The sequence below is a fragment of the Gymnodinialimonas mytili genome (assembly GCF_037544085.1).
Taxonomy (GTDB): domain Bacteria; phylum Pseudomonadota; class Alphaproteobacteria; order Rhodobacterales; family Rhodobacteraceae; genus Gymnodinialimonas; species Gymnodinialimonas mytili.
This window is the reverse complement of record NZ_JBBIFW010000002.1, coordinates 601,598-617,297: the sequence shown is the minus strand read 5'-3', so window position 1 is coordinate 617,297 and position 15,700 is coordinate 601,598. Positions and strand designations below refer to the sequence as shown.

The window sequence follows — 15,700 nt, the reverse complement described above, 5'->3', positions numbered from 1 at the left end:
ATTTGAAGCAAGCGAGACGATCACCACGAAATCACCTGTTCTTTGGGAGGAGAACGACCATGAATTTACGCCCTGATCCGACCTTTTATCCCTCCGCCAAGATGGCGATGGAGGCGCCTGTGGAAACACTGGCCTTCACGCTGATGCTCAGTCCGGATGGATCGAAACCTGATGGGCTTGCGGTGGTGAATGTGGACCCGACCTCGGACAAATACGGCCAGATCGTGCACGAGCTTTACGTGCCGAATCTGGGCGACGAGTTCCACCATTTCGGTTGGAATGCCTGTTCCTCCGCCCTGTCGCCGCTGACGGGCCACGCCTTTCTGGAGCGGCGCTATCTGATCATTCCGGGCATCCGGTCCAGCCGCATCTACATCATCGATGTGAAAGATCCGCTGGAGGCCAAGATCCACAAGATCATCGAACCGGAAGAGCTGTTCGAGAAGACCGGCTATTCCCGCCCCCACACGATCCATTGCGGGCCCGAAGGCATCTATGTCAGCACGCTTGGCGGTGGCGGCAAAGACGGCACCGATGGCCCGCCCGGCATCTTCATCATGGATTGTGAGACCTTCGATATCCTGGGCCGGTATGAGATGGATCGCGGCATCCAGGACAAGCATTACGATTTCTGGTGGAACCTGCCGCGCGATTACATGGTCAGTTCCGAATGGGGCCTGCCGCCGCAATTCGAGAACGGCGTGGTGCCCGAGGATCTGCTGAGCAACAAATACGGCCACACAATCCATTTCTGGGATTTGCGTGGGCGGAAAGTGACGAAGAGCATCGATCTGGGTGAAAATCACCAGATGGCGCTGGAGATCCGACCCGCCCATGATCCGGTCAAGGAATACGGGTTCTGCGGCGTGGTGGTCGACACGACCAATCTGCAAGGCGCGATCTTCACCTGGTGGCGGGATGAGGATGGCGAATGGCAGGCCAAGAAGACGATTACCATTGATCCGGTCCCCGCCGATGCGGACGACCTGCCCGATCTGCTGAAGGGGTTTGGTGCAGTACCGCCGCTGGTCACTGATATCGACCTGAGCCTTGATGACAAGTACCTTTATGTGGCTTGCTGGGGCCTGGGCGAGATGCACCAATATGACGTCTCCGACCCGATGAACCCGGTTCTGGCGGGCAAGGTCGAGATCGGCGGGATCGTCAAAAAGACCAAACATCCCAATGGGAAAGATTTCGGCTATGGGCCCCAGATGGTCGAGATTTCCCGCGACGGCAAACGCGTCTACTGGACGAATTCGCTCTATTCCACCTGGGATGATCAGTTCTATCCCGGTGACCGCGGTGCGGCGATGGTCTGCGCCGAGGTGGGCGAAAATGGCGGGCTGACGCTGAACGATTTCTGGGTCGAGTTTCCCGAAGGCTACCGCAGTCACCAGATCCGTCTGGAGGGCGGCGATTGTTCGACCGATAGCTTCTGCTATCCGAACGTGTAAGCCTCGATGGAGGGGCTCGACACCGCGGCGGCCCTGTGGTGGGCCGTCGTTATCTCAGGCATCTATCACGGCGTGAATCCCGGCATGGGCTGGCCCCTGGCGGTCTCGGCGGCGCTGATGGAGGGCGGTGCGGAAAAGCGGCGCCCGGCGGCGCCCATCGGCCAGCCCGTCGCTGTCGGGCCTTCGATCGCGGCGTCACCGTTCGCCCAAGGGCTGCGGGCCCTGTCCGCAACGGGCAGTCTCTACCGCGCGCTCGGCGCGCTGGCGCTGGGGCATCTCTTGGCGATGCTGCTGATCCTGCTACCCTTCTCACTTCTCTTCGAACTGGTCCGCTACCAAAGCCAGATCCAAACCGGCGCGGCGATCCTGGTGATTGGCCTGGGGGCCTACCTGCTGATCAATCGCCGCCACCCGCGGATCCTGGCGCGCATCCGGCCCAACCGCCTGGCGCTGTGGTCCTTTCTGGCGGCGATGGCCCACGGGGCCGGGCTGATGCTGGTGCCGATCTATCTGGGCATTTGCGGCACAGTCGAGACCGATACAGGACATGCCGCCGCCGAAAGCCTGATCGGCGGCAACATCCTGATCGCTCTGGCGGTTTCGCTGATCCACACCGCGGCCATGATGCTCAGCGGGGGTGGGTTCGCCATCGGCGTCTACCATTGGGTCGGCCTGAAATTCCTGCGCCAAAGCTGGTTCAACCTGGATGTGGTCTGGGCGACGAGCCTGATCGCGGTGGGCGCTATCGCGCTGTTCTGGCAACACTAGATCCGATGCCGCGGCGCCTCGGGGAGAGTTTGAGAGGGGGCCGACAGCCCCCTCTCAACAGGGGGTTTGGGGGAAAGCTCCCCCAAGCGCCGGGCGACCGCGACAGCGGGCGCAACCCCTGATCTAGGCGCGGCTATCGGCCTCCAGCCGCAGCTTCATCTCCACCAGAACCTTCTGCAGTTCCAGCGTCTCTTCCAGCAGCCGCCGCGCCTCATTGATCGAAATCACCCCATCCTCAATCGACTGGTGATACTCGCCCATCAACATCGCAAAGCGTTGGCTGAGGGCAATCACGTTGGAATTGACCCCACCGCCATCATCGTCGCGCATCGAATTGCGGCGGTCCGACCCGTAGGACATCTGCCCGCCATTCAACTCAGCCAAGGCGGCGGTCACATGGGGAAAGCTCGACGCCCCTTCCAGGGCCGCCACCGCATCGACAGGAATGAATCGGTCCGCATGTTCGTCAGCTTCCGAAAAATACCGCCCCAGCGTCGCCTTCGAACGCCCCGTCAATTCGCAGGCCTGGGCGAAGCCCACATCCTTGATCAGGCGCTCCGTATGCCGTTTCAGATATCCCCGGGCTGTTGCCGCCGTTTCCGCCATCATCGCATTCCTTATCTGAACCCGCAGGAAACCCGCTTTCCCCGCACCCGTCAACTCAACGGGCAACGCTCCCTTGCGCCTCGGCAGGGGCTAATGCAAAGACAGGGCCATGGCCAAGCTCTACTTCAATTATTCGACAATGAATGCGGGGAAATCGACCCTGCTGTTGCAAGCCTCCTACAATTACATCGAACGGGGGATGCAGACCTATCTGATGATCGCCGATTTCGATGACCGCGCGGGATCGCATGGATTGATCGGGTCGCGGATCGGGATCACCGCCGAGGCGGACCCGTTTTCGGATCGTGATGACCTCTATGCCAAGATCGAGGCGCGGCTGGCCGAGGGGCCCTGCCATTGCGTGATGGTCGATGACAGCCATTGGCTGACCCGCGACCAGGTTTGGCAATTGGCGCGCGCGGTGGATGATCTGGGCGTGCCGGTGATGGCCTATGGGCTGCGCGTGGATTTCCGGGGCGAGCTGTTCCCCGGCTCTGCCGCACTTCTGGCACTGGCCGATGAGATGCGTGAGGTGCGCACGATTTGCCATTGCGGGAAAAAGGCCACCATGGTGATCCGCGTGAACGAGGCCGGAGAGGCGCTGACCGAAGGCGCCCAGATCGAGGTCGGCGGCAATGACCGCTATGTCTCGCTCTGCCGCAAGCATTTCCGCGAGGCCATCGGCGATGCGCCGCGCGCCGGTGCTGCCGATGCGTCGCACATTTAAGATCGGCTTCATCATCCTGCCCTGGCTGCTGTTGCTGTTGCTGGTCTGGGACAATCTGCGCCGGATCGATTTCTTCGCGATCGATGCCGGAACCCAGGCCCACAGCCTCGCCGCGGCGGGGTTTCTGGCGGATCTGTCCTTCGCGGGCTGTGTATCTCGCGACGACGTGCTGGCCGCCGCCGAGGCGCGCGGTTGGTCCACGGCGCCCCGTCCCGCAGTTCCGTGCCCCGAGGCAGGTCTTCGCATTCAGGTCCAGCCCGCGCTGCCGTTTTCCACAGATGACGAAAACGATCTGCTGCTGAGCTTCGATCAAATGGGCTGCATGATCGCGTGGGCCGACCGCGCTGAACTTTGCGCGGCGCCGTAGGCACGTTGCACGCGTAATCTTACGTCGCAGCACCCCCTTTTGGTGTCGCACGCGCCACCCCATATGCTTCGCATGATGGCAGATCAGACCGATCTTCACCTGCGCGCCGGCTTTCCCGAGGATCAGAGGGACAAGGCCGCGGCGTTGTATTGGGAGGCCTTTGGCGGCAAGCTTGGCAAATTGCTTGGCCCCGCGCCACGCGCATTGGCCTTTTTGGCCCCGGTTCTGAACCCCGATTTCGCGCTATCCGTCACCGATGCGAATGGGCAGCTTCTTGGCCTGGCTGGGTTCAAAACCGAAGACGGCGCGCTGATCGGCGGCGACTTGCAGGATTTGGCGCAGATCCATGGCTGGCCCGGCACGCTGTGGCGTGCGCCCTTGCTGAGCCTGCTGGAACGTCAGGTGGAGCCAGAGATCCTTTTGATGGACGGGATCTGCGTGGCGCCCGAGGCCCGCGGGCGCGGTCTGGGCAGTATGCTGTTGGAGGCAATCTGCGCCGAGGCGGCCCGCCGCGATCTGCGGGCGGTGCGGCTGGACGTGATCGACACCAATCCGCGCGCCCGGCAACTTTATGAGCGGAAGGGTTTTCTGGCCAAGGGCGTCGAACGCCTGGGCCCGCTGAGCTGGCTGTTCGGCTTTAGCAGCGCCACCCGGATGGAGCGCCCGGTCTAGACTGCGTTGGGTGCCGGTTTCCCATCGGCCACGGCGATAACGTTGTCGAGCGCCATCATCCCCATCGCCTCACGCACCTCCAACGCGGCGGTGCCCAGATGCGGCAGCAGGGTCACATTCTCCATCTCACGCAGTTCCGCGGGCACGGCGGGTTCGAATTCATAGACGTCCAGCCCCGCACCGGCGATCCGCTTAACGGCCAAGGCTGCGACCAGCGCAGCCTCGTCCACCACATCGCCGCGGCTGATATTGATGAAGATCGCGTGGCGCTGCATCATCGCAAATTCGTCGCTGCCGATCAGGTGATGGGTCTCGGCCCCGCCGGGCGTCGCCAAAACGACGATATCCGCGCCCACCAGGGCCGTGACCATCGGAAGCTGTTCTGCCGGGAAATCCACCGATTTGGGCGAGCGGTTCACGTAGACGATCCGGCAGCCAAAGCCGAAATGACAGCGCCGGGCAATCGCCTGCCCGATGCGCCCCATGCCAATCACCGCGACGGTCTTGCCCGTCACGTGCAGGCCCAGCATCTGCGTCGGATGCCAGCCATCCCAGGCGCCCGCCCGCACCAGACGCTCCCCCTCACCCGCGCGGCGCGCGGTCATCAGGATCAGGGTCAGGGCGATATCGGCAGTCGCATCGGTCACGGCCCCCGGCGTGTTGGAGACTTCGACGCCAGCCTCGCGCGCGGCACCTGCATCGATGTGATTGTAGCCGACGCCGAAATTGGCCAGCAGCTTGGTGCGAATGTCTCCTGCCGCGTCAAAGGCCTGTGCGGTGAATGCATCGCCCAAAGTAGGCAGTGCGAAATCATAGTCGCGCAGGGCGGCGACGCATTCGGCGTGATCCATGGGCAGGGTCGTGTCGCGGCAAGTCACGTCGAACCGGGCGGCGGCGGCCTCCATCACGCTTTCCGGCAAGCGCCGGGACACCAGCAGTTTCAGCACATCCGTTCTCCGTTCGGCACAGGGTGATCCGGGGCCAACAAGACTACGCCCCCCGCGCTGTCATGCAAGCCCAGAACCAGAACCTCGGACTTCATCGGCCCAATCTGGCGCGGCGGGAAATTCACCACGGCGACCACCTGCTTTCCGATCAGGCCGTCGGGGGTGTAATGCGCGGTGATCTGGGCGGAGGATTTTTTCTCGCCGATCTCGGGCCCGAAATCGACCCAGAGCTTGATGGCGGGTTTGCGCGCCTCGGGGAAATCTTCGGCGCGGGTGATCGTCCCGACGCGGATATCGACGGCCAGGAACTGGTCGAAATCGATCTGATCGCTCATCTCCGCAATTCCCGGCTGCGCGCGGTGGCGGCGGCAACCGTGCGGCGGATCAGCGGCGCCAGACCGTTTTCGCCCATCAGCACCTCTAGCCCCGCCTGGGTCGTGCCATTGGGCGAGGTCACGTTGATGCGCAATTGCTCGGGCGTTTCTTCGGCCTGTTCGGCCAGCGCGCCTGCGCCTGCGACGGTGGCTTTGGCAAGCTGCATCGCCATCTCTTGCGGCAGGCCCTCGGCCCGTGCCGCCGCCGCGAGCGCGTCGATCAGGTAGAACACATAGGCCGGGCCCGAGCCGGAAATCCCCGTAACCGCGTCTATCTGATCCTCGCTGCGCAGGCGAACGACTTGCCCGATGGCGGACAAAAGCGCCTCGGCCAGATCCAGATCTTCGGGTGTGGACAGGCTGTTGCCCACTACGGCGGTGATCCCCTTGCCCACGGCGGAGGGCGTGTTGGGCATTGAGCGGATGATCCGTGTGCCGGGGCCAAACGCGGCCTCGAACGCGTGGATCGGGGTACCTGCCGCAACCGACAGAATCAGCGTATTGCCGCCGCCGAACTGGGTGGCATGGGGCAGCGCGTCGTCCATCATCTGGGGTTTGACGGCGATCAGCAGGATCGCCGGATCTTCGGGCAGATCACCGTTGACAGTGATTCCGGCCCCGGCCAGCCATTCTGCCGGATACGGGTCGATGACATTGACCGAGCCGGGCGCCAATCCGCGATCTATCCAGCCGCGCAACATGGCCGATCCCATCTTTCCACAGCCCAGCATCACCAGACCGCGGCTATTCACCTGCGCCATATCCATGGGTGCAGCTCCCCCTGAGCATCTATCAACCAAAAGGTGTAGAGCATAGGGGCCGGGATACCACCCCAGCCTGTGGATTAACCCAAGCCGAGGTTGCGCAGATGCATCAGCCTAGATGACTAGGCGCGCCCGTAGCCTTCGCAGATGGCGACATCCATCGCCTCGTCCGGGGTGCGATCCGACCACAGGGCCAGTTGGAACGCGGGATAGTAGCGTTCTGCTGCAAGAACCGCCGTCTCGACCATGCAAGCGATTTGATCGGGCGAGGCCAGCTGATCCCCGGCAAGCACCAGGCCATAGCGGTAGACCATCAGCTTTTGCGCGGCCCAATAGGTAAAGGCCCCCGCCCAGCAGCGGTCATTGACGAGGTTCAGCGCCTCGTAGAGCTTTGGCATTGTTTCCGCAGGCGGATCCATTTCGAAGGTGCAGATCATGCGCAGTGTTTCGTCATAGGACGACCACGCGAGCGTAATCGAATAGGTCCGCCACTGGCCTTCGATGGCCATGGCGATCTGATCATCGGCAACGCGGTCGAAATCCCAATCGTGGTGGGCGGCAAGCGTTTCGACAATGTCGATTGGGTGAAGCTCTTCGATATCGAAGTAGTGTTCGGTTTGCGACATGGGCCCCAGTCCTGGTTGGCAGCCAGCGGGGCCTTGGTTGTTTAATCCCAAGACGCCCACAAATAGCTGGGTGTCTTTCAAGGGCTGGGCTGCTCGGCCTCAATCCCTACGAAATATGGTGCGGTGTTGGGGCGGTTCTGTAAAGGAGTATTTTTGTTAAGGAAATATGGTGACACCCTAATTCGCCGAGATACCCACAACATATTGGGGCTCACACAAAACGCTCCACAATGTGTGCGGAGCGTGCGGGCGACCCTGTGTAGAACTTTTTTTCGATGAATTTTGTGGCAGGTGAGTCTGGTGGCGAAACGCAGGTCACATCGCAGCATTCAGCGGCCCGCAGACCTCAGGCCTTAGAAAGGCAGGCGCAGGCCTCGGACCGCGCCAGGCACATGATCACTTGGCTTCGCCTTCCAGCGCCGCGATGCGCGCCTTGAGCGCCTCGTTTTCCTCGCGGGCCTTTTGCGCCATGGCCCGGACGGCGTCGAATTCTTCGCGCGTCACCAGGTTCCGGCTCGCCAGCCACCGGTCCATCATGGAATTCATGGCCGTCTCGGCCTCATCCTTCGCGCCCTGGGCCACGCCCATGGCGTTGGTCATCAGCTGGCTCAGATCGTCCATGATTTTATTGCGGGTCTGCATCGCGGCGCTCCTTTAACTCACAATCCCGATATGGGCGGAGCGCCGCCTGGGATCAAGGTTGACTTCGTCGCAGCCGCCCCGCATCCCCCGGGCCAGCGTATTCGCAAGAGGTGACCCGATGCTATTGGCCATCCCGTTCCCCCCGCTCTCGCCGGAGCTGTTTTCGATCGATCTGGGATGGTTCCGTTTCGCGCTCCGGTGGTATGCGCTGGCCTATCTGGCGGGGCTGGTCATCGGATGGTGGATGATCTGGCGGGCGATGAAGCGGCCCGCACTGTGGCCCGGCGATGTGGCACCGATGCAGCCCGTACAGGTCGAGGGCCTGCTGACCGCGGTGGTTCTGGGTGTGATTATAGGTGGGCGCCTGGGATATGTTCTGTTCTACGACCCCGCGCAATTTCTGGCCGAGCCCTGGCTGATCCCACAAATCTGGGAAGGCGGGATGGCGTTCCATGGCGGTTTGCTGGGCGTGACGATCGCCGCCCTGATCTATTGCCGCCGCATCGGCGCACCGCCGCTTCAGGTGGCCGATGCGATGTCGATGGTGATTGCGGTAGGGCTGTTCTTTGGCCGGATCTCGAACTTTATCAACGCCGAATTGTGGGGGCGCGCGTCCGACGCGCCCTGGGCGGTGATCTTTCCCGGCGAAGCGGCGCAAGATTGCCCTGGGCCAGAAGGGCTGGTCGAATATCTGGGCCTGACCTACTGCGCGCGCCATCCCAGTCAACTCTACGAGGCACTGCTGGAAGGGCTGATCATGGGCGTGATCCTGCTGTATCTGGCCTATCGGCGCGGTTGGCTGAAACGCCCCGGCGCTCTGACGGGGGGCTTTTTGCTGATCTACGGCGCCTCGCGGTTCTTCGTGGAATTCTTCCGCCAACCGGACGAACAATTCACCTCACCCGACAATCCCATCGGCTTCGCCATCGCATTGTCGCCCAGCATCGGCTTGACGATGGGTCAGATCCTGACGATCCCGATGATCCTGGCGGGGATCTGGCTGGCCGCGCGGGCCAAACGCGCATGAGCCTCAAAGCGCGGTTGATCCGCCGGATCGCGCGGTTGGGACCGATCAGCGTGGCCGATTACATGGCCGAATGCCTGTTCGACCCCGAGCATGGCTATTACGCCACCCGCGATCCGTTGGGACACGGCGGCGATTTTGTGACGGCGCCCGAGATTTCGCAGATGTTTGGGGAACTGCTGGGCCTCTGGCTGGCGCAGGTTTGGATGGATCAAGGACAGCCGAAGGGGATCTTGGCCGAGCTTGGGCCGGGCCGCGGAACGCTGATGGCCGATATCCTGCGCGCCACGCAGGCGGTGCCGGGGTTCCATGACGCGATGGCGGTGCATTTGATCGAGGCGTCGCCCGTGCTGCGCCGCGCGCAAACCGAAACGCTTGCGGGCAGAGAGGTGCATCACCATGACAGCATCGCCGATCTGCCAGAGGCGCCCGTATTCCTGGTGGCGAATGAGTTTTTCGACGCGCTGCCGATCCGGCAATTCCAGATGAGTGATGTCGGCGATTGGCAAGAGCGCCAGATCGGAGCCGAGGACGGGGACCTGATTTGGGGCCTCGCCCCACCCGCGCCGCTGGACGTAGCCGACACCTATACGCCCGGCCAGATTGTCGAGACCTGTGCGCCCGCCATCGCCATTGCCGAAGAGATCGGGCGCCGGGTCGCGCGCCATGGCGGCGGCGCGTTGATCGTGGATTATGGCGACGCCGTCAGCCGGGGCGATACGTTCCAGGCGGTCGCAGGTCATGCCTATGCCGACCCGCTGGCCGCGCCCGGGCAGGCCGATCTGACCGCCCATGTGGCCTTTGCCCCTCTGGCCCAGGCCGCGGCACCCGCCCAGGCCTTTGGCCCGATCCCGCAAGGCGTCTTTTTGGAGCGGCTGGGCATCACGGGCCGGGCGCAGGCCCTGGCCAAGTCGCTCAGCGGTGCGGCGCTTGACGATCACATCGCAGCGCACAGACGGTTGACGCACCCGGGTGAAATGGGGACGTTGTTCAAAGTGCTCGCCCTACTGCCCGCCAGCGCCCAACGCCCCCCTGCCCTGGAGCCGCCCGAATGACGGTCACCACCCTTCGCCTCGATCCCGTGACCTCGCCGCTTCTGCAGGGCGTGAAACACGGGTTTTTCACACGGCAAGGCGGGGCGTCGACCGGCGTGTTCGAGGGGCTGAATTGCGGCCAGGGCTCGGGTGATCAGGCCGAGATCGTTGCGATGAATCGTCTCAAAGTGGCGGATGCGATGGGCGTGGCACCAGATCATCTGGTGACGTTGCATCAGGTCCATTCCGCCGAGGCGGTGATCGTCGATGGCCCTCTGACGGAGCGGCCCCGCGCCGATGCCGCGGTGACAGCCGTGCCGGGCCTGGCCTTGGCGATCCTGACCGCGGATTGCCAACCGGTGCTGTTTCACGACCCGCAGGCGCGGGTGATCGGCGCGGCCCATGCGGGCTGGCGCGGCGCGCTGGACGGAGTGTTGGAGGCGACGCTTGCCGCGATGGAGCGCCTCGGCGCACGGGTGGATCGGGTGCGCGCTGTGATCGGCCCCTCGATCAGCCAACGCGCCTATGAGGTTGGGCAAGACCTTATCGAGCGCTTCTTGGACGATGATCCCAATTCGGCCCGGTATTTCGGCAATGGCGCCCCGGGCAAATATCAGTTCGATCTGCCGGGCTACGGATTGGGCCGCCTGCGCGCCGCCGGTGTCGCAGAGGCCGCCTGGAGCGGGCATTGCACCTATGACGACGAGCGGCTGTTCTATTCCTTCCGCCGCACCACCCATCGCGGCGAGGCCGATTACGGCCGACTCATGTCGGCGATTCGACTTTAAGCGACGCCAGACACGCGCAACGTGCCGCATTTTCAGCACAATTTTACAGATCCGCCCGCGCAGTTTCGTTGAAAACAAGGGGTTTGCGCCGGGACGCGCCCTGAAATCGCCCAGATTGTTTACGTGACCTCAAGGTTTTTGCCTCAAGACTGACGAAAAGCTGAAGCACTTTGGTTGCGAGACATGACAACCCGCGGCTGAAGGACAAGGCATATGAAAACCCAGCGTTGGATGAAAACCATCCTGAAAGAAGCGAAAGTTGAGCAGATCGAGATGCCGTGGACGCGTAAGGCGCGGAATGTACGGCGCGTGGCAAAGTCACGACCCCTGACTGCCGCCGAATAACAGCGGCCACACAAATATCGCAAATGCTTGCGAAGGGCGGCTAGAATGGCCGCCTTTTTGTGTTGTGCAACGCTGCCGCGCCTAGCCGTCCGGCGTCAGATCCACCTGATACTCCAACGCATCCAGCAGCGGCTGCAATTCAGTCTCGAACTTCTGCCATCCGGCAATCGATGCCGTTCCGATAGGCTGCCGGGCCTGCGCGAAGCTGAGCGTCTGGATCCGCCGGGACGCGGCTTCGGGCGCCAGGCAGGCCCCATCCCAGGGCAGGCCCACGGCCTCAAGCAGGGCACGGATCTGTGGTTCAGGGTCTTGGGTCAGCGCCTCATATTCGATCAGATGGACCCGGTCCGGGTAACGTTGATGCCAGAAATCCGCGACCGCTTCGTGCAGCCTGATGTAGCGGCCCATGGCGGTCAGATCATAGGCATAGCGGTGCAGGCCCTCGGGGAACATGTTGCGGTAGAGCGACAATCCGGTATCGCGCGGATCGCGGCGCACCAGGACGATGTTGGCACCCGGCAAGGCGGCCAGCGTATGACCGATCCGCGAGAACGTAGAAATCGCCTTGTCGACGATCACCCCATCCCCCGCCCGGCGGCGCGCGGCACGCAGATAGCGGCGCCCGGCAGCCGCGAACAGATCCGGCTGCGCCGTGCCATCCCGCAGCGCTTCCATCGCCGGGACCAAGGCGCGGGACAGAAACGGCATCTCACCGCCGGCCTGCGCCAAAGGATGTGCGGCAAGGATCGTCTCGACCAGGGTCGTGCCCGAACGCGGCAGGCCGGTGACGAAGATCACCGGCGCATCGGGCCCATCCCTGCGCACGCCGTCCACCACCGAGGCATCGCCGACCAACAGGCGTGCCTGGGCCAGATCGGCATCGAACGAGTAGGGATAGCTCTCGGCCATCAGACGGTTGGCGGTGGTCAGATGGGTAAACACATCGCCGTCGCGCTTTTGATCCCAGGCGGCTTTGGCTGCAGCGAAATGCAAGCGGGCCCGGTCGGGCTTGCGCAGATCCGGACGGTCCAGCGCGGATTGAAGCTGTGCAAAGACCGGATCATCGGCAGCGACTTTGCGCCCGTTGGCATAGGCCCGAAATGCCTCACCATGGGTCGGGTCGGCAGCGATAGCCTCCGCCAAACGCGCCTCTGCCGCCGCCATATCCCCTGCCGATTGATCCAATTGCGCCCGGTGCGTCAGCAATGGTGCAGTTGCCCGGACGGCCAAGACGGCATCCAAGGCCCGCTCGGCACCCGCCACATCACCGGCGCTTTCCAACCCATAGGCCACCTGCCGATAGAGCGCGGCTTTATCGGCCCCTTGCGACACCGCGCGATCCGCCGCTTTCAGGGCGGCGTCACTCTCGCCACAGGCCGCAAGCGACAGGGCCAGCTCGACGGACACGCCTTTGGCTTTGCTGTCGCGCAGCAGCGCCACCGCCGCTTCGGGCCGCGCGATATCGCGGTAGAGCCGCGCCAGAGCCACCGCGTGGCCCGGCGCGTTTTGGTCCAACAATGCCTCGGCCCGGCCCACTTTGCCGAGCGCCAGATAGGCACGCGCCAGTGCCAATTTCCCGCGCGGATGGTCCGGATCCACACTGCGCGCCATTTCCAACGGGCCGGTGGCGGCTTTGCCGAGCGCCAGCCAGACCTCGCCCAGGGCCAAAGCGGGCCAGAAGGCGCCGGGTGTCGCGCGGGCCAGATCCACAGCAGTGCGTTCCACCTGCGCCGCGCGGCCCTTGGTGATGGCCGACAGGATCGGACGCACCTGCTCTTCCAGGCCGAGGGCGATCTTGGCCTTGGCGGCCTGGCGTTCCAGCTTGGCCTTGGCGGGCCCTTTCAGCAGCCCATGCAGCGCGCGCCAGATCGGCCCGTCACTGGGTTTGCCTTTCAACGCGGTCTGAAAGGCGGCCATGGCGCCTTTGCGGTCGCCCTCGGCAACCAGACACCGGCCCAGATGAAACAAGGGATCCGGCGCATTGGGATGGGTTTTCAGCAATGCTTCAAAGAGGGCACGCGCCTCGGCCACACGGCCCGCGCGAAACCGCGCGAGCCCGTCTTGGAATTGCCGGGTCGGGTCTGGGCTTTGCAATGTCATGGCGTGTCAGGCCGTCTGGGCCAATCGATCTTCTATCACATCGAACGGCACACCGGGCGTGTCTTTGGCGACGCGGATCACCAGCGAGGTGCGCACCGAGGCGACATTGGGCGCTGAGGTCAATTCCCCGGTCAGGAACGACTGGAACGAGGACAGATCCGGCGCGACGCATTTCAGGATGAAGTCGATCTCGCCATTCAGCATGTGACATTCGCGGACCAGGGGCCAATCCTTGCAGCGCTCCTCGAAGGCGACCAGATCGGCCTCGGCCTGGCTGGCAAGGCCGACCATCGCGAAGACCTGCACCTCGAATCCCAACTCGCGCGCATCCACTTCGGCATGGTAGCCCTTGATGAACCCCGCCTCTTCCAGCGTGCGCACCCGGCGCAGGCAGGGCGGCGCCGAGATCCCGACGCGTTTGGCAAGCTCCACATTGGTCATGCGCCCGTCGCTTTGCAGCTCGGCCAGAATTTTCCGGTCGATCGGGTCAAGTTTTGCATTTTGCATATCGGTCGATCCCCTTGCGCGCAATTTCGAGATCAACCGCGCGCTTGCCTGTTTGCGCAACTTTATTTCACGCCAGCGCAAGAATTGGAATAGCTGCCGAGCCATGAAACCAGAGTTTATCGCAAGAGCGTGAGGGGCACGGTCCGCAACGGCTTCGGGGCTTCCCTCACCCGGCGCCACCGCATATATGGCGTGGATCGACGCTGTGAGCTTTGGGGGACGACCGAGATGAGTGACACACGCCATACCCGCCTTTTGATCATCGGCTCTGGTCCTGCGGGCTATACGGCCGGGGTCTATGCCAGCCGTGCGATGTTGGAACCGATCCTGGTGCAGGGCATTCAGCCGGGCGGGCAGCTGACGATCACAACCGATGTGGAAAACTGGCCCGGCGACAACAGCGTGATGGGCCCCGATCTGATGGTGCGGATGGAGGCCCATGCCAAGGAAATGGGGACCGAGATCATCGGCGATCACATCTCATCGCTGGATCTGTCGGTGCGGCCTTTTGTGGCCCAGGGCGATAGCGGCACGACCTATACCGCCGATGCGGTTGTCTTGGCGACGGGCGCCCAGGCGAAATGGCTGGGCTTGCCCTCCGAAGAGCATTTCAAGGGCTTCGGTGTCAGCGCCTGCGCCACCTGCGACGGGTTCTTCTATCGCGGGCAAGAGATCGTCGTGGTCGGTGGCGGCAACACGGCGGTGGAAGAGGCGCTCTTCCTGACCAATTTCGCCAGCAAGGTCACCCTGATCCATCGCCGCGACAGCCTGCGCGCGGAAAAGATCATGCAGGATCGCCTGTTCAAGAACCCCAAGATCGAGCTGCTGTGGAATCACGAAGTTGACGAAGTGGTCGGCGGTGACAATCCCCGTGGCGTCGAGGGCATTCGCGCCAAACATGTCGAGACCGGCGCGATCACCGAGATCCCGTGCAAGGGCTTCTTCGTGGCCATCGGCCACGCGCCCGCGACCGAGTTGGTGAGGGACCAGCTTGAGATGCACAATGGCGGCTATGTGAAGGTCGAACCTGGCACAACGCGCACCTCGATCCCCGGTGTGTTCGCGGCGGGTGATCTGACCGACCATATCTATCGCCAGGCTGTAACAAGTGCCGGGATGGGCTGCATGGCCGCGCTGGATGCCGAGAAATTCCTTGCCGAGATGGAGGGCGAAGAGGTTGCCGATGCCGGGGCCTATGCAGCACCGGCGGCGGAATGATCGTCGTCAGGTGATCAAGCGGCTGATCAACACCCGAACCGTGCCGAACATCTGGGCAAATTCGTAGGTCGCCAGAAACAGCAGCGGGAAACCGATCATTTCCCGCCGCTCAAAATAGGGCACGATCCTCGACGCTTCGACCAAAGCGGTCACAGGTCGCATCAGCAAAAGCGCAAGGGCGCCGCCAAGCGCCCACCCGGCCAGAATGTCTGACGGCCAGTGCAGCCCCAATATGACGCGTGGGATCGACACGACGATCACAGCCCAGATCAACAAGACCCAGCCGACACTCCGGTGGATCATGAGGATTGCCAGCGCGAAACCGAAAAACAGGCTTGCATGATCGGAGGGCATCGAACTCCACCCTTCGAGCGCCGAGGCGCTTTGTCCGGCAATTAGATTGATTTCAAGCCCTTCGGTATGGATCGGACGCGCGGAAAAAGGCGTGGCGTTGGCAATGGCCCGGGTGACCCCAATAATTGGGACGGCACAAAAAAGAGCGGCCAAAAGACGCTCGCGCCGCTGCCGCCTTTCCGTGTCGTCCCGGTCCCAAAACCATAAGCCCCATAGGGCAAGCATGAACGGGACCGATTTGATCAATTCCATCCGCGTGGCTGAGAGAAATCCATCGAATACGGGGCTGAGACCGCTAAGCGCGTTCAGCCACAAAAACAATACTTCGTCCATTGACGTTACCAATACTTCGCGCGCGCACCTTTATGTAACGAAAATAT

General features: G+C 63.1%; 19 protein-coding genes. 10 read left to right on the top strand and 9 right to left on the bottom strand.

What is annotated here, in order from left to right; all coding sequences use genetic code 11:
* Positions 1 to 59 precede the first annotated feature (59 nt).
* A complete protein-coding gene (locus V8J82_RS12565; protein WP_339975690.1) occupies positions 60 to 1,457 on the top strand; it encodes a selenium-binding protein SBP56-related protein in 1,398 nt (465 codons plus the stop codon).
* Between the two features lie 6 nt (positions 1,458 to 1,463).
* A complete protein-coding gene (locus V8J82_RS12560) occupies positions 1,464 to 2,225 on the top strand; it encodes a hypothetical protein (protein ID WP_339975689.1) in 762 nt (253 codons plus the stop codon).
* A gap of 123 nt (positions 2,226 to 2,348) precedes the next feature.
* Here V8J82_RS12560 and V8J82_RS12555 read toward each other — a convergent pair whose 3' ends face one another.
* The gene (locus V8J82_RS12555; RefSeq protein ID WP_339975688.1) at positions 2,349 to 2,831 is read right to left on the bottom strand and encodes a hypothetical protein; all 483 of its coding nucleotides are present in this window, start codon (positions 2,829 to 2,831) and stop codon (positions 2,349 to 2,351) included.
* A gap of 109 nt (positions 2,832 to 2,940) precedes the next feature.
* Here V8J82_RS12555 and V8J82_RS12550 point away from each other — a divergent pair, with 109 nt between their 5' ends.
* From V8J82_RS12550 to V8J82_RS12540, 3 genes are all read left to right on the top strand, one after another.
* Positions 2,941 to 3,558, top strand: a complete 618-nt coding sequence (locus V8J82_RS12550; RefSeq protein ID WP_339975687.1) for a thymidine kinase — start codon at positions 2,941 to 2,943, stop codon at positions 3,556 to 3,558.
* Entirely contained in the window at positions 3,542 to 3,925 is a 384-nt protein-coding gene (locus V8J82_RS12545; RefSeq protein ID WP_339975686.1) for a hypothetical protein, read from the top strand. Before V8J82_RS12550 ends, V8J82_RS12545 begins: the two co-directional genes overlap by 17 nt.
* 75 nt (positions 3,926 to 4,000) lie before the next feature.
* Positions 4,001 to 4,597: a GNAT family N-acetyltransferase gene (locus V8J82_RS12540; RefSeq protein ID WP_339975684.1), complete on the top strand. Its 597-nt coding sequence runs from the start codon at positions 4,001 to 4,003 to the stop codon at positions 4,595 to 4,597.
* Here the strand turns inward: V8J82_RS12540 and V8J82_RS12535 are convergent.
* From V8J82_RS12535 to V8J82_RS12515, 5 genes are all read right to left on the bottom strand, one after another.
* Positions 4,594 to 5,541 carry a 2-hydroxyacid dehydrogenase gene (locus V8J82_RS12535; RefSeq protein WP_339976040.1) on the bottom strand — a complete coding sequence of 316 codons (948 nt, stop codon included), beginning with the start codon at positions 5,539 to 5,541 and terminating at the stop codon, positions 4,594 to 4,596. The genes V8J82_RS12540 and V8J82_RS12535 overlap by 4 nt on opposite strands.
* Complete coding sequence (locus V8J82_RS12530; RefSeq protein WP_339975683.1) at positions 5,538 to 5,879, bottom strand: tRNA-binding protein; 342 nt, start codon at positions 5,877 to 5,879, stop codon at positions 5,538 to 5,540. Before V8J82_RS12530 ends, V8J82_RS12535 begins: the two co-directional genes overlap by 4 nt.
* Complete coding sequence (gene proC, locus V8J82_RS12525) at positions 5,876 to 6,685, bottom strand: pyrroline-5-carboxylate reductase (protein ID WP_339975682.1); 810 nt, start codon at positions 6,683 to 6,685, stop codon at positions 5,876 to 5,878. Before proC ends, V8J82_RS12530 begins: the two co-directional genes overlap by 4 nt.
* 119 nt (positions 6,686 to 6,804) lie before the next feature.
* Complete coding sequence (locus tag V8J82_RS12520; protein WP_339975681.1) at positions 6,805 to 7,308, bottom strand: type III secretion system chaperone family protein; 504 nt, start codon at positions 7,306 to 7,308, stop codon at positions 6,805 to 6,807.
* A 396-nt stretch (positions 7,309 to 7,704) separates the two neighbouring features.
* Positions 7,705 to 7,950 (bottom strand): accessory factor UbiK family protein, encoded by a 246-nt coding sequence (locus V8J82_RS12515; RefSeq protein WP_339975680.1) that lies wholly within the window; start codon positions 7,948 to 7,950, stop codon positions 7,705 to 7,707.
* A gap of 118 nt (positions 7,951 to 8,068) precedes the next feature.
* Between V8J82_RS12515 and lgt the strand changes: the two genes are divergently transcribed.
* The 4 genes from lgt (at position 8,069) to V8J82_RS12495 (ending at position 11,141) form a co-directional block, all read left to right on the top strand.
* Positions 8,069 to 8,977: a prolipoprotein diacylglyceryl transferase gene (gene lgt, locus V8J82_RS12510; protein ID WP_339975679.1), complete on the top strand. Its 909-nt coding sequence runs from the start codon at positions 8,069 to 8,071 to the stop codon at positions 8,975 to 8,977.
* A complete protein-coding gene (locus tag V8J82_RS12505) occupies positions 8,974 to 10,029 on the top strand; it encodes a class I SAM-dependent methyltransferase (RefSeq protein ID WP_339975678.1) in 1,056 nt (351 codons plus the stop codon). Before lgt ends, V8J82_RS12505 begins: the two co-directional genes overlap by 4 nt.
* Positions 10,026 to 10,796 (top strand): peptidoglycan editing factor PgeF, encoded by a 771-nt coding sequence (pgeF, locus tag V8J82_RS12500; protein WP_339975677.1) that lies wholly within the window; start codon positions 10,026 to 10,028, stop codon positions 10,794 to 10,796. Before V8J82_RS12505 ends, pgeF begins: the two co-directional genes overlap by 4 nt.
* 213 nt (positions 10,797 to 11,009) lie before the next feature.
* A complete protein-coding gene (locus tag V8J82_RS12495) occupies positions 11,010 to 11,141 on the top strand; it encodes a hypothetical protein (RefSeq protein WP_339975676.1) in 132 nt (43 codons plus the stop codon).
* Between the two features lie 81 nt (positions 11,142 to 11,222).
* Here the strand turns inward: V8J82_RS12495 and V8J82_RS12490 are convergent, their stop codons facing one another.
* Both V8J82_RS12490 and V8J82_RS12485 read right to left on the bottom strand, forming a co-directional pair.
* A complete protein-coding gene (locus V8J82_RS12490; protein WP_339975675.1) occupies positions 11,223 to 13,241 on the bottom strand; it encodes a tetratricopeptide repeat-containing sulfotransferase family protein in 2,019 nt (672 codons plus the stop codon).
* Positions 13,242 to 13,247: 6 nt separating this feature from the next.
* Positions 13,248 to 13,748 carry an Lrp/AsnC family transcriptional regulator gene (locus V8J82_RS12485; RefSeq protein WP_339975674.1) on the bottom strand — a complete coding sequence of 167 codons (501 nt, stop codon included), beginning with the start codon at positions 13,746 to 13,748 and terminating at the stop codon, positions 13,248 to 13,250.
* 228 nt (positions 13,749 to 13,976) lie between these two features.
* On the opposite strand from V8J82_RS12485, the gene trxB reads away from it, so the two are divergent.
* Positions 13,977 to 14,966 (top strand): thioredoxin-disulfide reductase, encoded by a 990-nt coding sequence (gene trxB, locus V8J82_RS12480; RefSeq protein ID WP_339975673.1) that lies wholly within the window; start codon positions 13,977 to 13,979, stop codon positions 14,964 to 14,966.
* A 6-nt stretch (positions 14,967 to 14,972) separates the two neighbouring features.
* Here trxB and V8J82_RS12475 read toward each other — a convergent pair whose 3' ends face one another.
* Positions 14,973 to 15,653, bottom strand: coding sequence for a phosphatase PAP2 family protein (locus V8J82_RS12475; RefSeq protein WP_339975672.1), 681 nt, complete (start codon positions 15,651 to 15,653; stop codon positions 14,973 to 14,975).
* Positions 15,654 to 15,700: the final 47 nt, after the last annotated feature.

Excerpts from the sequence above, each read along its gene's own strand:
- V8J82_RS12495 (WP_339975676.1), top strand. The coding sequence starts at position 11,010 with ATGAAAACCCAGCGTTGGATGAAAACCATCCTGAAAGAAGCGAAAGTT.
- V8J82_RS12530 (WP_339975683.1), bottom strand. The coding sequence starts at position 5,879 with ATGAGCGATCAGATCGATTTCGACCAGTTCCTGGCCGTCGATATCCGC.
- pgeF (WP_339975677.1), top strand. The coding sequence starts at position 10,026 with ATGACGGTCACCACCCTTCGCCTCGATCCCGTGACCTCGCCGCTTCTG.
- V8J82_RS12560 (WP_339975689.1), top strand. The coding sequence starts at position 1,464 with ATGGAGGGGCTCGACACCGCGGCGGCCCTGTGGTGGGCCGTCGTTATC.
- V8J82_RS12520 (WP_339975681.1), bottom strand. The coding sequence starts at position 7,308 with ATGTCGCAAACCGAACACTACTTCGATATCGAAGAGCTTCACCCAATC.
- V8J82_RS12555 (WP_339975688.1), bottom strand. The coding sequence starts at position 2,831 with ATGGCGGAAACGGCGGCAACAGCCCGGGGATATCTGAAACGGCATACG.
- trxB (WP_339975673.1), top strand. The coding sequence starts at position 13,977 with ATGAGTGACACACGCCATACCCGCCTTTTGATCATCGGCTCTGGTCCT.
- lgt (WP_339975679.1), top strand. The coding sequence starts at position 8,069 with ATGCTATTGGCCATCCCGTTCCCCCCGCTCTCGCCGGAGCTGTTTTCG.
- V8J82_RS12540 (WP_339975684.1), top strand. The coding sequence starts at position 4,001 with ATGGCAGATCAGACCGATCTTCACCTGCGCGCCGGCTTTCCCGAGGAT.
- V8J82_RS12565 (WP_339975690.1), top strand. The coding sequence starts at position 60 with ATGAATTTACGCCCTGATCCGACCTTTTATCCCTCCGCCAAGATGGCG.
- V8J82_RS12490 (WP_339975675.1), bottom strand. The coding sequence starts at position 13,241 with ATGACATTGCAAAGCCCAGACCCGACCCGGCAATTCCAAGACGGGCTC.
- V8J82_RS12550 (WP_339975687.1), top strand. The coding sequence starts at position 2,941 with ATGGCCAAGCTCTACTTCAATTATTCGACAATGAATGCGGGGAAATCG.
- V8J82_RS12475 (WP_339975672.1), bottom strand. The coding sequence starts at position 15,653 with ATGGACGAAGTATTGTTTTTGTGGCTGAACGCGCTTAGCGGTCTCAGC.
- V8J82_RS12545 (WP_339975686.1), top strand. The coding sequence starts at position 3,542 with ATGCGTCGCACATTTAAGATCGGCTTCATCATCCTGCCCTGGCTGCTG.
- V8J82_RS12485 (WP_339975674.1), bottom strand. The coding sequence starts at position 13,748 with ATGCAAAATGCAAAACTTGACCCGATCGACCGGAAAATTCTGGCCGAG.
- V8J82_RS12505 (WP_339975678.1), top strand. The coding sequence starts at position 8,974 with ATGAGCCTCAAAGCGCGGTTGATCCGCCGGATCGCGCGGTTGGGACCG.
- proC (WP_339975682.1), bottom strand. The coding sequence starts at position 6,685 with ATGGATATGGCGCAGGTGAATAGCCGCGGTCTGGTGATGCTGGGCTGT.
- V8J82_RS12515 (WP_339975680.1), bottom strand. The coding sequence starts at position 7,950 with ATGCAGACCCGCAATAAAATCATGGACGATCTGAGCCAGCTGATGACC.